Annotated in this window: 17 protein-coding genes and 1 tRNA gene; 9 read left to right on the top strand and 9 right to left on the bottom strand. The window is 39.7% G+C overall.

Going from position 1 to position 17,321, the window contains the following annotated elements:
- Positions 1–63: 63 nt before the first annotated feature.
- The 4 genes from DWX65_RS00200 to DWX65_RS00185 all read right to left on the bottom strand — a co-directional run bounded on the left by DWX65_RS00200 (position 64) and on the right by DWX65_RS00185 (position 5,045).
- Complete coding sequence (locus tag DWX65_RS00200; protein WP_118172530.1) at positions 64–1,425, bottom strand: ATP-binding protein; 1,362 nt, start codon at positions 1,423–1,425, stop codon at positions 64–66.
- A gap of 156 nt (positions 1,426–1,581) precedes the next feature.
- Positions 1,582–2,667, bottom strand: a complete 1,086-nt coding sequence (gene asd / locus DWX65_RS00195; protein ID WP_118172529.1) for an aspartate-semialdehyde dehydrogenase — start codon at positions 2,665–2,667, stop codon at positions 1,582–1,584.
- A 172-nt stretch (positions 2,668–2,839) separates the two neighbouring features.
- Positions 2,840–4,252: an argininosuccinate lyase gene (argH, locus tag DWX65_RS00190; RefSeq protein WP_117698565.1), complete on the bottom strand. Its 1,413-nt coding sequence runs from the start codon at positions 4,250–4,252 to the stop codon at positions 2,840–2,842.
- Positions 4,253–4,361: 109 nt separating this feature from the next.
- Positions 4,362–5,045, bottom strand: a complete 684-nt coding sequence (locus DWX65_RS00185; protein ID WP_118172528.1) for an epoxyqueuosine reductase QueH — start codon at positions 5,043–5,045, stop codon at positions 4,362–4,364.
- 117 nt (positions 5,046–5,162) lie between these two features.
- On the opposite strand from DWX65_RS00185, the gene DWX65_RS00180 reads away from it, so the two are divergent.
- Together DWX65_RS00180 and DWX65_RS00175 are read left to right on the top strand one after the other, a co-directional pair.
- Positions 5,163–5,930, top strand: a complete 768-nt coding sequence (locus DWX65_RS00180; RefSeq protein ID WP_117698567.1) for an ABC transporter ATP-binding protein — start codon at positions 5,163–5,165, stop codon at positions 5,928–5,930.
- Positions 5,923–6,720 (top strand): ABC transporter permease, encoded by a 798-nt coding sequence (locus DWX65_RS00175; protein WP_117698568.1) that lies wholly within the window; start codon positions 5,923–5,925, stop codon positions 6,718–6,720. Before DWX65_RS00180 ends, DWX65_RS00175 begins: the two co-directional genes overlap by 8 nt.
- 78 nt (positions 6,721–6,798) lie before the next feature.
- Here DWX65_RS00175 and DWX65_RS00170 read toward each other — a convergent pair whose 3' ends face one another.
- From DWX65_RS00170 to DWX65_RS00160, 3 genes are read right to left on the bottom strand one after another with little or no spacing between them, the layout of a single operon-like run.
- The gene (locus DWX65_RS00170) at positions 6,799–7,206 is read right to left on the bottom strand and encodes a hypothetical protein (RefSeq protein ID WP_022243212.1); all 408 of its coding nucleotides are present in this window, start codon (positions 7,204–7,206) and stop codon (positions 6,799–6,801) included.
- 6 nt (positions 7,207–7,212) lie between these two features.
- A complete protein-coding gene (locus DWX65_RS00165; RefSeq protein WP_117698569.1) occupies positions 7,213–8,187 on the bottom strand; it encodes a DHH family phosphoesterase in 975 nt (324 codons plus the stop codon).
- 26 nt (positions 8,188–8,213) lie between these two features.
- The gene (locus tag DWX65_RS00160) at positions 8,214–8,654 is read right to left on the bottom strand and encodes a hypothetical protein (protein WP_022243214.1); all 441 of its coding nucleotides are present in this window, start codon (positions 8,652–8,654) and stop codon (positions 8,214–8,216) included.
- 228 nt (positions 8,655–8,882) lie between these two features.
- Between DWX65_RS00160 and DWX65_RS00155 the strand changes: the two genes are divergently transcribed.
- The 7 genes from DWX65_RS00155 (at position 8,883) to DWX65_RS00125 (ending at position 14,459) form a co-directional block, all read left to right on the top strand.
- Positions 8,883–8,955: transfer RNA gene (locus DWX65_RS00155), tRNA-Thr, on the top strand.
- 162 nt (positions 8,956–9,117) lie between these two features.
- A complete protein-coding gene (locus DWX65_RS00150) occupies positions 9,118–9,657 on the top strand; it encodes a helix-turn-helix domain-containing protein (protein ID WP_022243215.1) in 540 nt (179 codons plus the stop codon).
- A gap of 9 nt (positions 9,658–9,666) precedes the next feature.
- Positions 9,667–10,740: a spermidine/putrescine ABC transporter ATP-binding protein gene (potA, locus tag DWX65_RS00145; RefSeq protein ID WP_117698571.1), complete on the top strand. Its 1,074-nt coding sequence runs from the start codon at positions 9,667–9,669 to the stop codon at positions 10,738–10,740.
- The gene (locus DWX65_RS00140) at positions 10,733–11,554 is read left to right on the top strand and encodes an ABC transporter permease (RefSeq protein ID WP_118172527.1); all 822 of its coding nucleotides are present in this window, start codon (positions 10,733–10,735) and stop codon (positions 11,552–11,554) included. The genes potA and DWX65_RS00140 overlap by 8 nt, the downstream gene beginning before the upstream one ends.
- Positions 11,548–12,327, top strand: coding sequence for an ABC transporter permease (locus tag DWX65_RS00135; protein WP_117698573.1), 780 nt, complete (start codon positions 11,548–11,550; stop codon positions 12,325–12,327). Before DWX65_RS00140 ends, DWX65_RS00135 begins: the two co-directional genes overlap by 7 nt.
- A 3-nt stretch (positions 12,328–12,330) precedes the next feature.
- A complete protein-coding gene (locus DWX65_RS00130) occupies positions 12,331–13,380 on the top strand; it encodes an ABC transporter substrate-binding protein (RefSeq protein WP_022243219.1) in 1,050 nt (349 codons plus the stop codon).
- Between the two features lie 161 nt (positions 13,381–13,541).
- On the top strand, positions 13,542–14,459 hold the full coding sequence (locus tag DWX65_RS00125; RefSeq protein ID WP_117698574.1) for a DUF5688 family protein: 918 nt from the start codon (positions 13,542–13,544) through the stop codon (positions 14,457–14,459).
- On the opposite strand, the gene glgA is transcribed toward DWX65_RS00125, so the two are convergent.
- Complete coding sequence (glgA, locus tag DWX65_RS00120) at positions 14,449–15,888, bottom strand: glycogen synthase GlgA (protein ID WP_118172894.1); 1,440 nt, start codon at positions 15,886–15,888, stop codon at positions 14,449–14,451. The genes DWX65_RS00125 and glgA overlap by 11 nt on opposite strands.
- 460 nt (positions 15,889–16,348) lie before the next feature.
- Positions 16,349–17,146 carry a sporulation transcription factor Spo0A gene (gene spo0A, locus DWX65_RS00115; protein ID WP_117698575.1) on the bottom strand — a complete coding sequence of 266 codons (798 nt, stop codon included), beginning with the start codon at positions 17,144–17,146 and terminating at the stop codon, positions 16,349–16,351.
- Positions 17,147–17,321: the final 175 nt, after the last annotated feature.

Genomic DNA, 17,321 nt, shown 5'->3' with positions numbered 1-17,321 from the left:
ATTTCTATTATTTTGTCTTTTTCAATCATTTGACTTTACTGTCATTTTTAGCTTTCCGGCACTTTATAATTCCTTCATATCGATCAGGACAAATCTTTTATCTTCTTCTGCCATCTGCTTTAAATCCTCTGCAAATTCCCGTGCGGAAAACATATAAAGATATTTTGCGGAAATTTTTGCCTGTTTCAGATTATCAAGCAATGCTTCACCTGACGAGCGGGTCATATAAGGCTCTGACCAGTTACAGATTCCGACAATGCTCTCACGGACACTGTTCTGGGCGACAATATCGATATTGCCCTTCTTTCCAACCCAGGTTCCAATCCGGTGAATGTCAATCGGAAGTTTACCAATACGATTTAATAAAGTAAGATATTCCCGGCACACCTTGACAAAATAACGGTTCATATAGTCATCTAAATCTTTTTCAATATAAGTATCATAAAATTCTTCCGGTGTCATCATATATAAGTCCGATAAATGTGGATAGACAAAACGGAACCAGAAATTCACATAAGTATTGGCAATGCGGTAAACACCCTTTTTCGTATTCTCCCAGCCACCGGTATCAAAGGAAACCACCTTTTCTACCACATCAAATGCCATCAGATTCTTCATGTAGACACTGATTTTTGCTCTGGAGAAGCCTGTCTTTAAAAAGAGGTCATTCAGCTTATTATTTCCCGAAGCCAATGCTGCAAGTATTGTATTATATACAGAAAGTTCTCTTAATTCAATGCTGATATAATTTTCTGCCTCATGGAACAGGAAGCCATCCGGAGACAAAATATGCCGACAGACATTTTCCTTAATACTCTTTTTGGAATTCCAGCGTGTAAGATAACCCGGCACACCTCCAATAATTCCATAGACCTGCACTGCCTGACTGGTTCCATATTCCGGGAAATGTCGAACCACATCAAGAAATGTCGCATCCTCCATGCGGATGGCTGCGTCTACCTTCTTTAAGTATTCACCATATTTTTCTCTGCAGTCTTCCTCTACCCATACCAGTGAAGAGCTGGTCAGAATAATCATAACAGGACCCGGATATAATTTCTTTGCTTTCAGTTTCAGAATGCTGTTCATAAAGCCAACATCTTTTCTGGCAATATACTGGAATTCATCAATAACAACCACAAGCTTGGTCGGGTCTCCACTCTTGATGCGGTTAAAGAATTCATCATAACTATAGCGTGTCAGACGAATTCCGTATTTTGTTTCCACTTCCTGCCCCATCTGCAAAACCTGTTCCCTTTCGGATGCCTGTCTGGCGCGATAGTAAAAAAACTTTTTCTCCTTACAGAATTCTTTTATCAACTGCTCTTTCTGGCAGTTATCTCTTCCATATAAAAGAACAATCTGATTGCCGGACTGTCCATATACCTCTTCTAATTTTTTTAATTCGGATGTCTGAATCATCATTGGTAATATCCTCCAAAATTTCTAATTCTAAGAAGTCACTCTAACAAAAATAATATCACATTTTAATTTTTCTATCAACGCCAAAACGATAAAAAAGCCATACTGCTTTCCTGCAATATGACTTTTCTATCTTCATTTTGTTACATATTTTGCTGCTTATTTTGCGGTAATGTAACCCTGTGCTTTTAAAAGTTCTGCGCAAAGAACAGCTCCACCAGCCGCACCACGTACGGTATTGTGGGATAATCCTACGAATTTCCAATCATATACGGTGTCCTCACGAAGACGTCCAACACTGATTCCCATACCGTTTTCATAGTTAACATCCATAGAAACCTGTGGTCTGTTGTCTTCTTCTAAGTACTGGATAAACTGCTTTGGTGCACTTGGAAGATTTAATTCCTGTGGTACTCCCTTGAAGTTTACTAATTTTTCGATTAACTGCTCTTTTGTAGGGTTCTTTTTGAACTTAACAAATACAGCTGCTGTATGTCCGTTTAATACCGGAACACGGATACACTGGCAGGTAATAACCGGTGATGTAGCAGGTACAATGACACCATCTTTGATTGCACCCCAGATACGAAGTGGCTCTTTTTCGGATTTTTCTTCCTCTCCACCGATGTATGGGATAATATTTCCAACCATTTCCGGCCAGTCCTTAAAGGTTTTTCCGGCACCGGAAATTGCCTGATAGGTAGTTGCTACTACTTCATATGGTTCAAACTCTTTCCATGCTGTAAGAACAGGAGCATAACTCTGGATGGAGCAGTTTGGTTTTACTGCAACAAATCCTCTCTTGGTTCCCAGTCTCTTGCGCTGGAATTCGATTACTTTCATATGTTCCGGATTGATTTCAGGTACTACCATAGGAACATCCGGTGTCCATCTGTGTGCACTGTTGTTCGAAACAACAGGAGTCTCTGTCTTAGCATATGCTTCTTCAATTGCTTTGATTTCATCTTTAGTCATATCTACAGCACTGAATACGAAATCAACTTCTGCTGCAACATTTTCTACTTCATTAACATTCTTTACTACAATATTTTTAACGGCTTCCGGCATTGGAGTATCCATTTTCCAACGATCTCCAACTGCTTCTGCATAGGTCTTTCCTGCACTTCTTGGGCTTGCTGCAATTGTAGTTACCTCAAACCATGGATGATTCTCCAGAAGAGAGATAAATCTCTGACCTACCATTCCTGTTCCACCTAAAATACCGACTTTTAATTTGCTGCTCATTTCTTTTTCTCCTCACGTTTTTATGTTCGTCTATCGCGAACAGTTGTCTTTCTGATAAATATACTATCCTATTTATACAAAAAATGCAATTCACAATTTATCAAAAATTACTAAGTGAATTGCATTTTTCTTATACATATGTACCAATTTTTTAAAATAAGCTACTTATTTTCTACGCCTCTTCCGGCAGATTCAACTCATCCTGCCAGTCCTTTGACAGATATTCCTTATGCAATGCAATGACTTTTTCCATTGCGTCTTTACCAGGCGCACCAACAGTCAGACGTTTATTAACACAGGTTTCCATGGAAATTGCTTCATAGATATCTTCTTCAAATACCGGACAGATTGCCTTTAACTCATCCAATGACATATCATCAATGGCAATCTTCTTATCCAGACAATAAAGCACGATTCTTCCTACAATACCGTGGGCATCACGGAAAGGAACGCCATGATTTACCAGATAATCTGCTGCATCTGTCGCATTGGTAAATCCCTTGTTGGCACTGTCATGCATTTTTTCTTTATTGAATTTCATAGTTGCGAGCATACCGTTAAAGAGTGCCAGACAGCCTTTTGCAGTATCCATGGCATCAAAGGAAAGCTCCTTGTCTTCCTGCATATCTTTATTATACGCAAGGGGAATTCCCTTCATTGTAGTAAGCAATGACATCAGTGCGCCATATACTCTTCCGGTCTTTCCACGTACCAATTCTGCAATATCCGGATTCTTCTTCTGTGGCATAATACTGCTTCCGGTACTGTATGCATCATCAATCTCTACAAACTGATATTCATTGGAATTCCAGATGATAACTTCTTCTGAGAAACGGCTTAAATGCATCATAATCGTTGATAATGCAGATAAAAATTCGATTAAGTAGTCACGGTCTGATACGCCATCCATACTGTTTAAGGTTGGTCCATAGAAACCAAGTAATTCTGCAGTATATTCACGGTCTAATGGATAAGTAGTTCCTGCCAGGGCACCGGAACCTAACGGACAGTAATTCATTCTCTTAAAAATATCCTGCAGGCGGAGTCTGTCACGGCGGAACATCTCAAAATAAGCTCCCATATGATGTGCCAGTGTAATCGGCTGTGCTTTCTGAAGATGGGTAAATCCCGGCATAATCGTCTCGGTATTTTCTTCCATAATCTTAAGAATGGTCTCAAGAAGTTCTTTTACCAGCTTGTCAGTATGCAATACTTCCTGTCTGGTATAAAGACGCATGTCCAGTGCAACCTGATCATTTCTGCTTCGTCCGGTATGTAATTTCTTACCGGTATCTCCCAGACGGTCAATGAGCTTTGCCTCTACAAAGCTGTGAATATCTTCGTATTCATCGGTAATAATAAGCTTTCCTTCTTCTACTTCTTTTAAAATTTCTTTTAAACAGTCTACAATATCCTGCATTTCTTTCTCTGTTAAAATGCCCTGTTTTCCAAGCATTTTCACATGTGCAATGCTGCCTTCCATATCCTGTTTATAGAATTTCTGATCAAATGATATAGACGCATTAAAATTGTAAACGAGCTTGTCTGTCTCTTTGGTAAAGCGTCCACCCCATAACTGTGCCACTCTTTTATCCTCTCTTTCCATACGGATGTCCGTACTTATTCTAAACAAAAATCCATAACTAACTTCTGAAAGTATACCTTATTTTTCATAAAATGACAACCAGAAGAAATCACTCCTGTACTGCTTGCTCACTTTCCTGTGCCGCACGTTCTCTTTTCTGTTCTTCCCGCTCCCGCTTCGAAAATACACAGCCACAATAATCCTGCCGGTACATGCCATACTCTGCCGAAATTACGGTAGAACGCTTATAGCCATCCCGTTTCTTAAAATCCGAATATAAATAGGGAATGCCATATTCTTCAGCCAGCCTTCCTCCAATCTCATTTAACTTTGCAGCATTCTTCATGGGACTGATAGACAGCGTTGTCGTAAAATAATCACAATTTAATTTTTTCGCATACTCTGCCGCTTCCCGCAGTCTTAATTCATAGCATCGGAAACACCGTTCGCCACCCTCCCGGATATTTTCATAACCTTTTACTGTTTCATAAAAAAGCTCCGGTTCAAAGTTTCCTTCCACAAAGGAGACCGCATATTTCGTTGGAAATTCTTTAATAAAGCGTTTCTGCTCCGCTGCTCTGTGATAGTATTCATCCTCCGGATAAATATTGGGATTATAATACAACACCGTAATATAAAAATAGTTGGAAAGATACTCTAATACATAAGAACTGCATGGTGCACAGCAGCTATGAAGCAAAAGTTTCGGAACTTCTCCTCTTTCTTCTAATCCGGCAATCGTTTCATCTAATATTTTCTGGTAATTCTCTTTCATCCTGTTTACCTTTCCCATTCAAAATTTCTGTCGATTCTGTTCCTATTATAATCTATCCTTTTCTTCTGTCAATCCGGGTGACCAATCTCATTTTTTCACATATATTATCCTATAAACTTCTATCAGGTGAATACCATGTGCTCCATCCTTGAATTGTCCAATATAGATTATATTTATCATACGAAAGACGGCGAAACCAAGGCTCTGTCCAATATCAGTTTTACTTTATCCAATGGAGAATTTGTTGCTATTGTAGGTCCCAGTGGATGTGGCAAATCAACACTTTTATCCCTTATCTGCGGTCTCCTTGTCCCATCCGGCGGCAGCATTTCCTTCATGGGACACCCCCTGCAGTCAAAGGATATTTTAAATATGGGATACATGCTCCAGAAAGACCACCTCTTAGAGTGGCGTACCATCGCATCCAATGTCCAATTAGGGCTGGAAATCCAGCACAAAATGACACCGGAAAATCTTGCTTATGCCAGCCGGCTGTTAGAAACTTATGGACTTGCCGATTTTGCTGCAAAACGTCCTTCTGAGCTTTCCGGCGGCATGCGGCAGCGGGCTGCCCTGATTCGTACCCTGGTACTCCGCCCGGAGCTGCTTCTCTTAGATGAACCCTTCTCGGCATTAGATTATCAGACCCGCCTTAATGTCAGCAATGACATCGGTACCATTCTGCGGCAGGAACATAAAACCGCCATTCTTGTAACCCATGATTTATCCGAAGCAATTTCCATGGGAGACCGTGTCATTGTCTTAAGCCACCGACCGGGCACAATCCGCTCCATTATACCCATATCCTTTGAGCCTGGTCTTACGCCTTTAGAGAAACGGAATGACAGCCATTTTAAATCCTATTTTAACTTAATATGGAAGGAATTTAATCAAAATGAATAACCCATCCTCTGCACAGCTTATGTACTTACGGCAATGCCGCAGACATCGGCTTAAAATAAAAATCTGTCGCATCCTGATTCTTGTTGTCTTTCTATTGCAATGGGAACTCTGTGCGAAATATGGAAAAATCGACCCCTTTATTTTCAGCAGTCCCACCAGACTTATCATCTGCTTCTACCAGATGATTACCGGTCAGAAGCTCCTTTATCACATTGGAATCACCCTGTTTGAAACCTTAAGCAGCTTTTTCTTTGTTATTATTTTAACATTACTGATTGCTGCAATCCTCTGGTTTTCCAAAACCTTATCCGAAACCTTAGAGCCTTATCTTGTGGTTTTAAATTCCCTGCCAAAATCCGCGCTGGCTCCACTGCTGATTGTATGGCTGGGCGGCAATTACAAGACCATTATCATCACCGGTATGTCCGTAGCTATCTTTGGCTCTATTCTGAGTCTTTACACTGCTTTTTGTGATATGGATAAAGAAAAGATTCTTCTGATAAAGACATTAGGCGGCACCCGTAATGATGTCATGTTTAAAATTATGCTGCCGGGCTGTGTTCCCACCCTGCTTTCTATTATGAAAGTCAACATCGGTCTTTGTCTGGTTGGTGTTATCATCGGTGAATTTATTGCAGCAAAAAAAGGCTTAGGCTATCTTATTATTTATGGCAGCCAGGTTTTTAAATTAGACTGGGTCATCTTATCGATTCTGATTCTCTGTCTCATTGCCATGCTGCTCTATCAGCTGATTGGAAGTTTTGAGAAGCTCTGCTTAAAGAGGAAATAAAGAAAGGCGGTATGAATTGCACCTGCTCTTCATACTGCCTTTCTCTTTCTTACTTTACAGGAAATTACTTATGAATTTTTATGCTTCTTCGATTTCTTCAAAGTCACAGTAATCTGCTCCTGCTTCAGAAGCAAACTTAAAACTTACTTTCTCGCCCTGATATTCCACGGTAAAATCACCTTCCATATCAAGGAAAGAATGTGCCTGGGCTATATTATCCAAGAATTCTGCCATATCTGCCGGAAAGTCTTTTGCGTCTGCCTCTACGCTGCACTCTTCTTCTAAGATTTCCTGCTCCACAAAGAGACGCAGGGTAAAGTCATCCAAATCACTTTCATCATCAAAATCTACACCCTGAAAATAATGATTGCCACAATTTTTAAATAAGTTCTTTACATAAGAGGTACTGGATAAAATTCTCGACTGGGATACATCCTCTGCCTCAAGATAAATATGATAGGTTATCTTCACCTGATTTTCTGCCATGGTATCTTACCTTCCTTCTTCTGCCTTGATCTGCTCTAAGAACAGCATTTCTAATTTATAATCCCGGTCCGGTTCCAACTTTTCCATATTCTTCTTTGGAATGAAGCCGCCAGCCATTGCCGGATGTCCGCCACCATTTCCATAATCTGCTAATGCCTTTGCTACAACTCTTCCGGCATCTACATGATTTAATGCACTACGGACAGAAAACTTAATGCCGTCAGAACGGATTGCATAAATCACGGAAATATTAACTACATCAAGAGATAAAATAAAGTCTGAAATAATTGCAATCAGCGCATCCGGACAATCAAACGGAATCGATGCAAATCCCACATCATCATAAATGTGAATATTATCGATTGCCGCACCATATGCCTTTAAATCAGAAAACTCCATTACATTTACATACATGGACTTTAACTCTTCCACATCTGCCATTGGATAGATGTATGCAAACATATCCACATCAAGCTTTGTTGTACCACGGACAAAGTCATCCGTATCCATCTTGATGCCATATGCCAGTGCTGCCGCCACATCCCGGCTCATTGGTGTATTGGTAAGATAAAAATACTCTGCAATCATTGTGGCACAGGCTCCTACACGGCGCACATCTTTATAAGCATATTCACAGGCAATTACTGTCGGATGATGGTCAATACATGCCACCTCATCCCCGATAAAATCGGTCAGATTCGCATTATATTTCTGGGAGTCTACGGTAACAATATAGTCCTCTTTCTTCATATCATCCAAATCTTCTTTAGACAAAATATCAATATGAAATGTGTCAAACATCTTTCTTGTACTCAGGCGTTCAATCTTACCATCATAACAGATATCTGCTTTAATCCCATGGTAATTTAAAAAATGCTGTAAGCCAAAGGCACTGGCAATCGCATCCGGATCTGGAAAATTATGTGTCTGAATATAAGTTCTGTGTCCTCTTAATAACTCTACTAATTGTAAGGGATCCATGTTTTATCTCCTGGTATGATTTCTTCTTATTTTAATATAGAAAGCGGATTATTTTCCTTCTGGAATTTCAATGCAAACAAAGCTGCCCCATAGCATAAAATTCCAATCAACATAAATATTACTTTACCGGAAATTATTCCAACGACAATCTCTGCTGCTGCAACAATTCCATGCAGCCAGACAGGAAGGTTATGCAGACATGCAGCAAGTCCCGCTTCAATCAACACTACAATACATACGCTCACTACCGGCATCTTCCATACCAGTATACCCAGTACAATTTCCAATACGGCAAAAACCACAAATACACATAACATAATCAGCGCGCTGTTTTCCTTTAATTCTGCAATCGTAAACTGACTGTTCTTCTTTGCATAATTTTTCTTTGCGCTGTTTATTTTCTTCTTCATATTCTTCTTACTGTCCTCAGTTTTCTTTCCCCCTGAAACAAATTCCTTCACTTCCATGAAAAAAACTTCCTCCTTGTAATGATTTCCCTTTTCATAAGCCGGTTCATCTTTCTGCGGTTCTTACATATCTACGCCCATTATACCAAGTAACCTTTGAAAGAACAACTTTTTTCAAAAAAACATTGCAAATTTATTTTTTTCTATATATAATATTATAGTATGATTTTAATAAATAAAGGGTTGTCTGAGGAAAATATTTTATTTCGCATATAACCAGATTATTCTGCTTCCGTGGCTCAGTTGGTAGAGCGGCGCATTCGTAATGCGTAGGTCAGGGGTTCGAGTCCCCTCGGGAGCTTTTTTTGTTGTCTAAAAATAATCTAAAAATAGTATTGACATTTCTCTTTCAATTTCTCATAATACTCCTTAGTGAGTTTATTATTATTAAACTTCAAATACATTATTAGCTTCATTTTGTAAAAACTATGTAAAATCACTTTTCATGGAAAGGAAGTACAAAATGGATATTGGAAATAAAATCAAGGAGCTGCGGATTCTCTACGGTCTCACCCAGCAGGAACTGGCTGACCGTCTGGAATTATCCAAAGGATTTATCTCCCAGTTAGAGCGTAATCTTACATCTCCTTCCGTGGGTACACTTTTAGATATTATCCAGTGTCTCGGCACTACGCCGGCAGAATTTTTTGCAGATGATGAACCTGCACAGCTTGTCTTTAAAAATGAAGATTATTTTGAAAAAGAAGATGCGGAACACAGGAGCTTAATCGAATGGATGGTTCCCGGTGCCCAGAAAGATATGATGGAACCGGTACGACTGACGCTGAAGCCCGGCGGCACATCAGACATCTATCTTCCACATGAGGGAGAAGAATTCGGCTATGTACTTAAGGGCTCCATTAAAATCATATATGGTACCCGTACTTATACTGCAAGACAGGGGGAGTCTTTTTATCTTAAGTCCAATAAAAAGCACCATATCGAAAATACCGGCAGGAAAGATGCCGTTCTTATCTGGGTTACAAACCCGCCAAGTTTTTAGGAGGTTATGATGGGCAAGAAATTAATACAATTAGAAAATATTACCAAAACTTATGACGGAAATATGATTTTGGATGACTTAAATCTTTATGTAAAGGAAAACGAATTCTTAACACTGCTGGGACCTTCCGGCTGTGGAAAGACTACTACCCTGCGTCTTATCGGTGGTTTTGAGACACCGGACACCGGACGTATTATTTTTGATGGAAAAGATATTACTTCTCTTCCGCCAAATGAGCGTAAATTAAATACCGTATTCCAGAAATACGCACTTTTTACCCATATGAGCATTGCAGAAAATATTGCTTTTGGGTTAAAAATCAGCAAGAAAAGCAAGGCTTATATTCAGGATAAAATCAAATATGCCTTAAAGCTTGTAAACTTAGACGGTTATGAAAACCGCAGCATTGATTCCTTAAGCGGTGGCCAGCAGCAACGTATTGCCATTGCCCGTGCCATTGTAAATGAACCAAAGGTGCTCCTTTTAGACGAGCCTTTGGGTGCACTGGATTTAAAAATGCGTCAGGACATGCAGTACGAACTGATTCGTCTGAAAAATGAACTTGGCATTACTTTTATCTATGTTACCCACGACCAGGAAGAAGCCCTTACCATGTCAGACACCATTGCCGTCATGAATCAGGGCTATATCCAGCAGATTGGTACTCCGGAAGATATTTATAATGAGCCGGAAAATGCATTCGTTGCCGACTTTATCGGAGACAGCAATATCATTGACGGTATCATGATTGAGGATAAATTAGTCAGCTTCTTAGGCATCAAGCACGAATGTGTCGACACCGGTTTTGGTAATAATAAACCGGTAGACGTAGTCATCCGCCCGGAAGATATTGAGATTGTAGAAGCCGGCACCGGTTTTATGGATGGTGATATTACTTCTGTTATCTTCAAGGGTGTCCACTACGAAATCGAAATTATGGCTGGCGGATATGAATGGCTTGTTCATACCACCAAATATTTCGAAACCGGAAGCCATGTGGGAATGAAGGTAATTCCTTTCAATATCCAGATTATGCATAAACCGGAATCCAGTGACGAAAAGGCGGTGGAACTCGATGCATAATGCCAGAAAAAGACTTTTAGCCGGACCTTATCTGGTCTGGATTATTGGATTTACTGTACTTCCGATTCTGATGATATTATATTACGCATTCACCAACAGTGACGGTGGTTTTACCTGGGCAAATATTGCTGCAATTGCAGACCCGGTACATATAAAAGCACTCCTGCTTTCCTTAAAGCTTGGTATCTTATGTACAATTGTCTGTCTCCTGCTCTCCTACCCGCTTGCCATGATATTAAATAGTCTTCATATCAAGCATCAGAGCTTTGTGGTATTTATCTTCGTCCTGCCAATGTGGATGAATTTTATGCTGCGTATTTTAGCATGGCAGATGTTACTTTCCAATAATGGAATTATCAATGGATTTCTTTCCATTTTCGGCATCCCGAAGCTTCATATGTTAAATACTCAGGGAGCCGTTGTATTTGGCATGATTTATGATTTTCTTCCATTTATGATTATGCCGATTTACAATTCCATAGTACGTATCCGCAAAGAAACCATAGATGCGGCAAGGGATTTAGGTGCCAACAGTTTTATCACCTTCTTCCGTATCATTCTGCCGCTTACTTTGCCTGGAATTGTCAGCGGAATTATTATGGTATTCGTGCCGGCACTTACCTCCTTTGTTATTTCAGAACTTTTAGGTGGAGGTAAAGTACTTCTCATTGGAAATGTTATTGAGCAGTCCTTCATGCAGGGTTCCTACTGGAATTTAGGTTCCGGACTTTCCATTGTACTTATGATTTTTGTTTTAATCAGTATGGCATTTATGAATCGTGCCGGTGAATCAGGAGGGCATGCAGTATGGTAAAGAAAAGTTTATCAAGAATTTATCTTGCAATTATTTTCCTGTTTCTGTATCTTCCAATTGGAGTTCTGATTGTACTTTCCTTCAACAACTCCCTCTCCCGTGTAAAATGGGGCGGATTTACGACAGAATGGTACCGCAATCTTGTTTCTGACCCGACTATTATGAATGCCTTTTATACCACGATTCTGATTACCGTTGCATCTTCTGTGATTGCTACAATAATCGGAACCATGGCAGCAATCGGAATCAGTGCCATGCGGAAAAGGAACCGTCAGATTATGCTTGGTGCAACTAACATTCCACTTCTGAATGCAGATATTGTTACTGGTATCTCCCTGATGCTGCTTTTTGTCCGCTTTACAGAGCTTGGAACATCAACCGTATTGATTGCACATATTACCTTTGACATTCCATATGTCATTTTAAATGTACTGCCTAAGCTTTCCAACACCTCCTCCCATACCTATGAGGCTGCCAGAGACTTAGGTGCAACACCACTTTATGCATTTTTCAAAATTGTATGGCCGGATATCAAGCCTGGTGTATTCTCCGGTTTTCTGATGGCTGTGACAATGTCCTTAGACGATTTTTCCATCACCTATTTTACCAAGGGTGCCGGTGTCAATACATTGTCCACCATGATTTATACCCAGCTGCGTAAAGGTATTATTCCGGAAATGTATGCACTGTCTACGATTTTATTCTTCCTTGCTCTGGTGCTTCTTCTGATTATGAATTACCGCAGTGTCAAGGATGCGAAAGGAAGGTCTTAAGAAATGAAGAAATTCTTATTTTCATTTATGCTTATTGCTGGTCTCCTTACTCTTTCCGGCTGTGGACAGAAAGAGGATGAAAATGCACTTGTTATTTTAAATTATGGAAAATATATAGAGCCGGATGTTATCCAGCAATTTGAAAAAGAAACCGGTATTACCATCAAATACGAAGAATATGAAAGTCCGGAGGAAATGTATACCAAATACAAAGCGGGTTCCATCAAATACGATTTAATCTGTACCTCCGACTATATGATCCAGAAGCTTATCAATGAAGGTGAAGTCTTAGAAATGGATTATGATAATATTCCACTTTACGAAAACATCGACCCGACCTATGTGGAATTTTCCAAGGCCTTTGACCCGGAAACAAAATACACACTGCCTTATTTCTTCGGCACACTTGGTATTCTCTACAATAAAACCATGGTAGATGAAGCTGATATGGACAGCTGGAATGTTCTCTGGAATCCGAAATATAAGGGACAGATTATCATGGAAAATTCCGTCCGCGATACCTTCGTTCCTGCACTCCGGCTTTTGGACTATTCCATCAATACTACGGATGAAGATGAATTAAACGAAGCACTTTCCATGCTTTGTGACCAGAAAGATTTAGTCTACTCCTATCTGGTAGATTCTTCTGCCGATGAAATGATTGCCGGAAATGCTGCCATGGCTCTTATTTATTCCGGAGAGGCTGCCTATGCACAGGATTATAATGATGATCTTGATTATGTGGTTCCGAAAGAAGGTTCTAATATGTGGATGGACTCCTGGTTCATTCCCAAAACCTGCCAGCATAAGGATGCTGCAGAACAGTTTTTAAATTATCTCTGTCGTGAAGATATCGGTATGGAAAACTTTGACTATGTCTGGTATGCTACACCAAACACCGCTGTTTATGACGAACTGGATGAAGAGGTTCAGGAAAGTACTACTATTTTTTCTGATCAGGAAACTTTAGAAAACTGTGAAATTTTTAACAGTCTTGATGTCCCGGCTACAGAAACTTATGACTATCTCTGGAAGAAATTAAAATCTTACTAAAATATTCTGGTCTCTAAAAGATTAGAAATTTTTTAGAAAAATTTCATATTACGTTTCTTGTTATTCAAGACACAAGATGATATATTGAAAGTCCATTGGAATAATCCATGGACTTTCTTTTCTATTTATTCATTTTTACCATTTCTAACCAGGAGGTCTTTATGACATATCAACAATTTCTTACTGAAATCCAGTTACAAATTCATTCTCTGTTTGATACAGATGTTACGATTCAGCTGCATAAAATCCAAAAAAATAATGGCGTTACTTTGGATGGACTCACTATTCTGCAAAAGGGCTGCAACATTTCTCCCACTATTTATCTCAATGATTATTACAAAGAATATCAGGCAGGAAAAAGCATACATAACATTATTTTACATATCCGGGAAATTTACCGGGCTTACCGTCCAAGCAGCTCTGTCGATGTAGCATTCTTTACTAATTTTGAAAATGTACGGCACCGCATCCTTTTTAAACTGATTCACTATCAGAAAAATGAGGAACTCCTCAAAGAAATTCCTCATTTTCGTTATCTTGATTTTGCAGTTGTTTTCTATTGTCTTTTATCTAGCTCAAGTCAGGGAAACGCCACTATTCTGATTCGTTCCACTCATCTTTCCTACTGGAACGTCTCCGCAGATGCGTTATATTCTTATGCCTTAGAGAATACGCCGGCACAGCTTCCTGCTGATTTTGAACCATTAATGCCATTACTCAATAAGCTTATGCCAATGCCCTTTCCTGCAGATAGCATGGAAGAAGAATCCGAAACACCGCTTTATGTATTAACCAATAAAGCCAGACTCTATGGTGCTTCCTGCATTCTCTATCCAAATCTTTTAGATTCCATTGCAGATAAGCTCACATGTGATTTTTATCTGATTCCAAGCAGCATTCATGAATTTCTGATTCTTCCTGTTCTGCCCGGAACCTGTATACAGGATTTAAATGCTATGATTCATGAAGTAAATTCCACTCAGGTTGAGGAAGAAGAAATCTTATCCGATCACGCTTATTTCTATTCCCACTCTGAAAAGCTTCTTACTTCTATGCCAGAAGAAAGGACTACAATCTAGCATATAATTTTTCATATTCCTTTGCAGAACTGGACCAGGAGAAATTCTGCTCCATGCCACGTCTTGCGATATCCAGCCACCCGGTCCGGTTCTCATGGAATACCTGATATGCATAAAGAAGACTGTCACGCATTTCATGAGCATTATAATTGGAAAAAGTAAAACCTGTTCCGGTATGCTGATACTCATTATATGGCTCTACGGTATCCTTTAAGCCACCGGTCTCGCGAACCACCGGTACTGTTCCATAACGAAGGCACATCAACTGGCTCAGACCACAGGGTTCAAATAAAGATGGCATCAAAAAAGCATCTGATGCTGCATAAATTCTATGTGCTGCTTCTTCGGAATACATAATATTTGCCTTCAGTCTGTCCGGATACCTGCTCTCATAATAACGGAACATATTCTCATAACGTTCCTCTCCGGTTCCTAAGGCAACAATCTCAAATTTACCGGAAGAAAGCAGTTCATCCATCATATAATCTACCAGTGCAAATCCCTTCTGCTCTGTCATTCTTGAAACAATTCCAACTAACATCACATCATCCGAATACGGAAGATTCATATCCTTTAAAAGTGCCTGCTTATTTTTCCGCTTGCCCTCTTCTAAATCATTGGCATCATATAAATAAGCAATCTTTGGATCCGCTTTCGGATTATATTCATTATAATCGATTCCATTAATAATACCGCTTAATTTATAGCTGTTACTGCGAATGAGACCATCCAAGCCTTCGCCACCATCCGGAGTTGTTATCTCATAAGCATATGTAGGACTTACCGTTGTTATAGCATCTGCATATACAATACCACCCTTCAGATAATTGCCCTCTCCATAGGATTCTAATTTATCCGGTGTAAAAAGAGCATCCGGCAATCCGGTAATATCTTTTACTGCCTTTAGATTCCAGCGCCCCTGGAACTGTAGATTGTGTATCGTAAATACCGTTTTCATATTCTGGTAAAATACATTTTTCTTATAGATATTCTCCAGATATACCGGAACCAGTCCCGTCTGCCAGTCATGGCAATGAATAATATCCGGCTGGTAATTCATATGCGGCAATGCTTCTAATACTGCCTTTGAGAAAAATGCAAATTTTTCTACATCTTCGTAAATATTATTATATGGTCTGTCTCCCGCAAAATAGAATTCATTATCAATAAAATAATACTGGATTCCATCTTCCTTTGCCTCCAGTATTCCTACATATTGTTTTCGCCAGCCCAGATCTACATAAAAATGCAATATATGATGCATTTTCTTACGCATATCCTCACGGATACACATATACTTCGGCAGCATGACGCTGACTTCATATTCATTTTTTGAAAAATATTTTGGCAGTGAACCTGCAACGTCTGCAAGACCGCCTGTTTTGATAAATGGAACTGCCTCTGATGTAACAAATAATACCCGCTTCATTTCTGTTACCCCCAAATCTGATACCCTTTTTACAAATACGCAGCGCTTTCTTTCGCAGTGCATCTCGAAAACCCTTGGTTTTCTCGATGTACGGGCATTCGCCCTATTTACGCTCACACTCGCAAATCCGCTGCGCTTTCTTTCGCAGTGCATCTTCGAAAGCCTACAGCTTTCTCGATGTACGGGCATTCGCCCTATCTACGCTCACACTCGCAAATCCGCTGTGCTTTCTTTCGCAGTGCATCTCGAAAACCATTGGTTTTCTCGATGTACGGGCATTCGCCCTATCAGCCGACAGAAATACGCGATACTTTGTGCAAGCACAGTATCGCGTATTTCTGTCGGCTGCACTGCTCATTGCTTACGCTCATTATACCACGTTATGGGGGAGCGGAAAATACCTAAAATGTCTGATTCAGATACTATATTTTGCTGCCATTTTTTTGTAGAAACCACCCTTTTAATACGCTTTATATTCCAGGCGGATTCTGTCTGCAATCAGTGCTATAAATTCTGAATTTGTCGGTTTACCTTTTCCATTGTTTATCGTATACCCAAACAGCTCATCAATCGTGTCCATTTTGCCACGGCTCCATGCCACCTCTATTGCGTGGCGGATAGCACGTTCTACGCGGCTGGCTGTTGTCTGATATTTTTTTGCGATTGTCGGATAAAGTATTTTTGTAATGGAATTAAGCATTTCAATATCATTTACCGACATAATAATTGCTTCACGCAAATACTGATATCCTTTGATATGTGCCGGAACTCCTATTTCATGTATAATATTTGTCACTTTACTTTCCAGATCCTCCGGTTTTGCCGAAGGCTTTTTCTCATATGCTCCGACTTTTTTTGATTCCGCAGCATTCATTCCCCGGAGCACTCTTGTACTTTTTATCCGATTGATAATCATATCATTATCAAAGGGCTTCATAATGTAATAATCCGCCCCCAGATTAAATGCATCTTCTGTAATCCGGTCCTGTCCTACCGCACTGATAATAATAAAACTAGGACATTTTCTTATGGATTTATCTTTTTTTACTTTTTCTAACAGTGCAAGTCCGTCAAGTTTTGGCATAACTATATCCAATAAAACAACATCCGGCTGTTTATGTTTGATAATCTCATATGCTTCGACCCCGTTCTTTGCCGTACCAACCACCTGCAAATCCTTATCGCTGGCTACGATTTCATCTAAAAGCTGTACCATTCTCTCGTTATCATCTGCAATTGCTACATTTAATTTTTCCATGTCAAACCTCCTGCCGTTTCCACTCTTTTGTGCAAAGATGAAACTACTTGTATTTAAACACAACTTTTCTGTCGTTTCAAGCTAAAGCGTTCATCTTATTTCGACATCAATGTCGTCTGGGAGACAACGGCTGCCTTCCTCCCCTTATACATTTTGTATCATAATTATATCCTGA

It is taken from the genome of Roseburia sp. AF20-18LB, assembly GCF_003461185.1.
GTDB classification, from domain to species: domain Bacteria; phylum Bacillota; class Clostridia; order Lachnospirales; family Lachnospiraceae; genus Roseburia_C; species Roseburia_C amylophila.
This window is presented reverse-complemented; position numbering and strand designations above follow the sequence as displayed.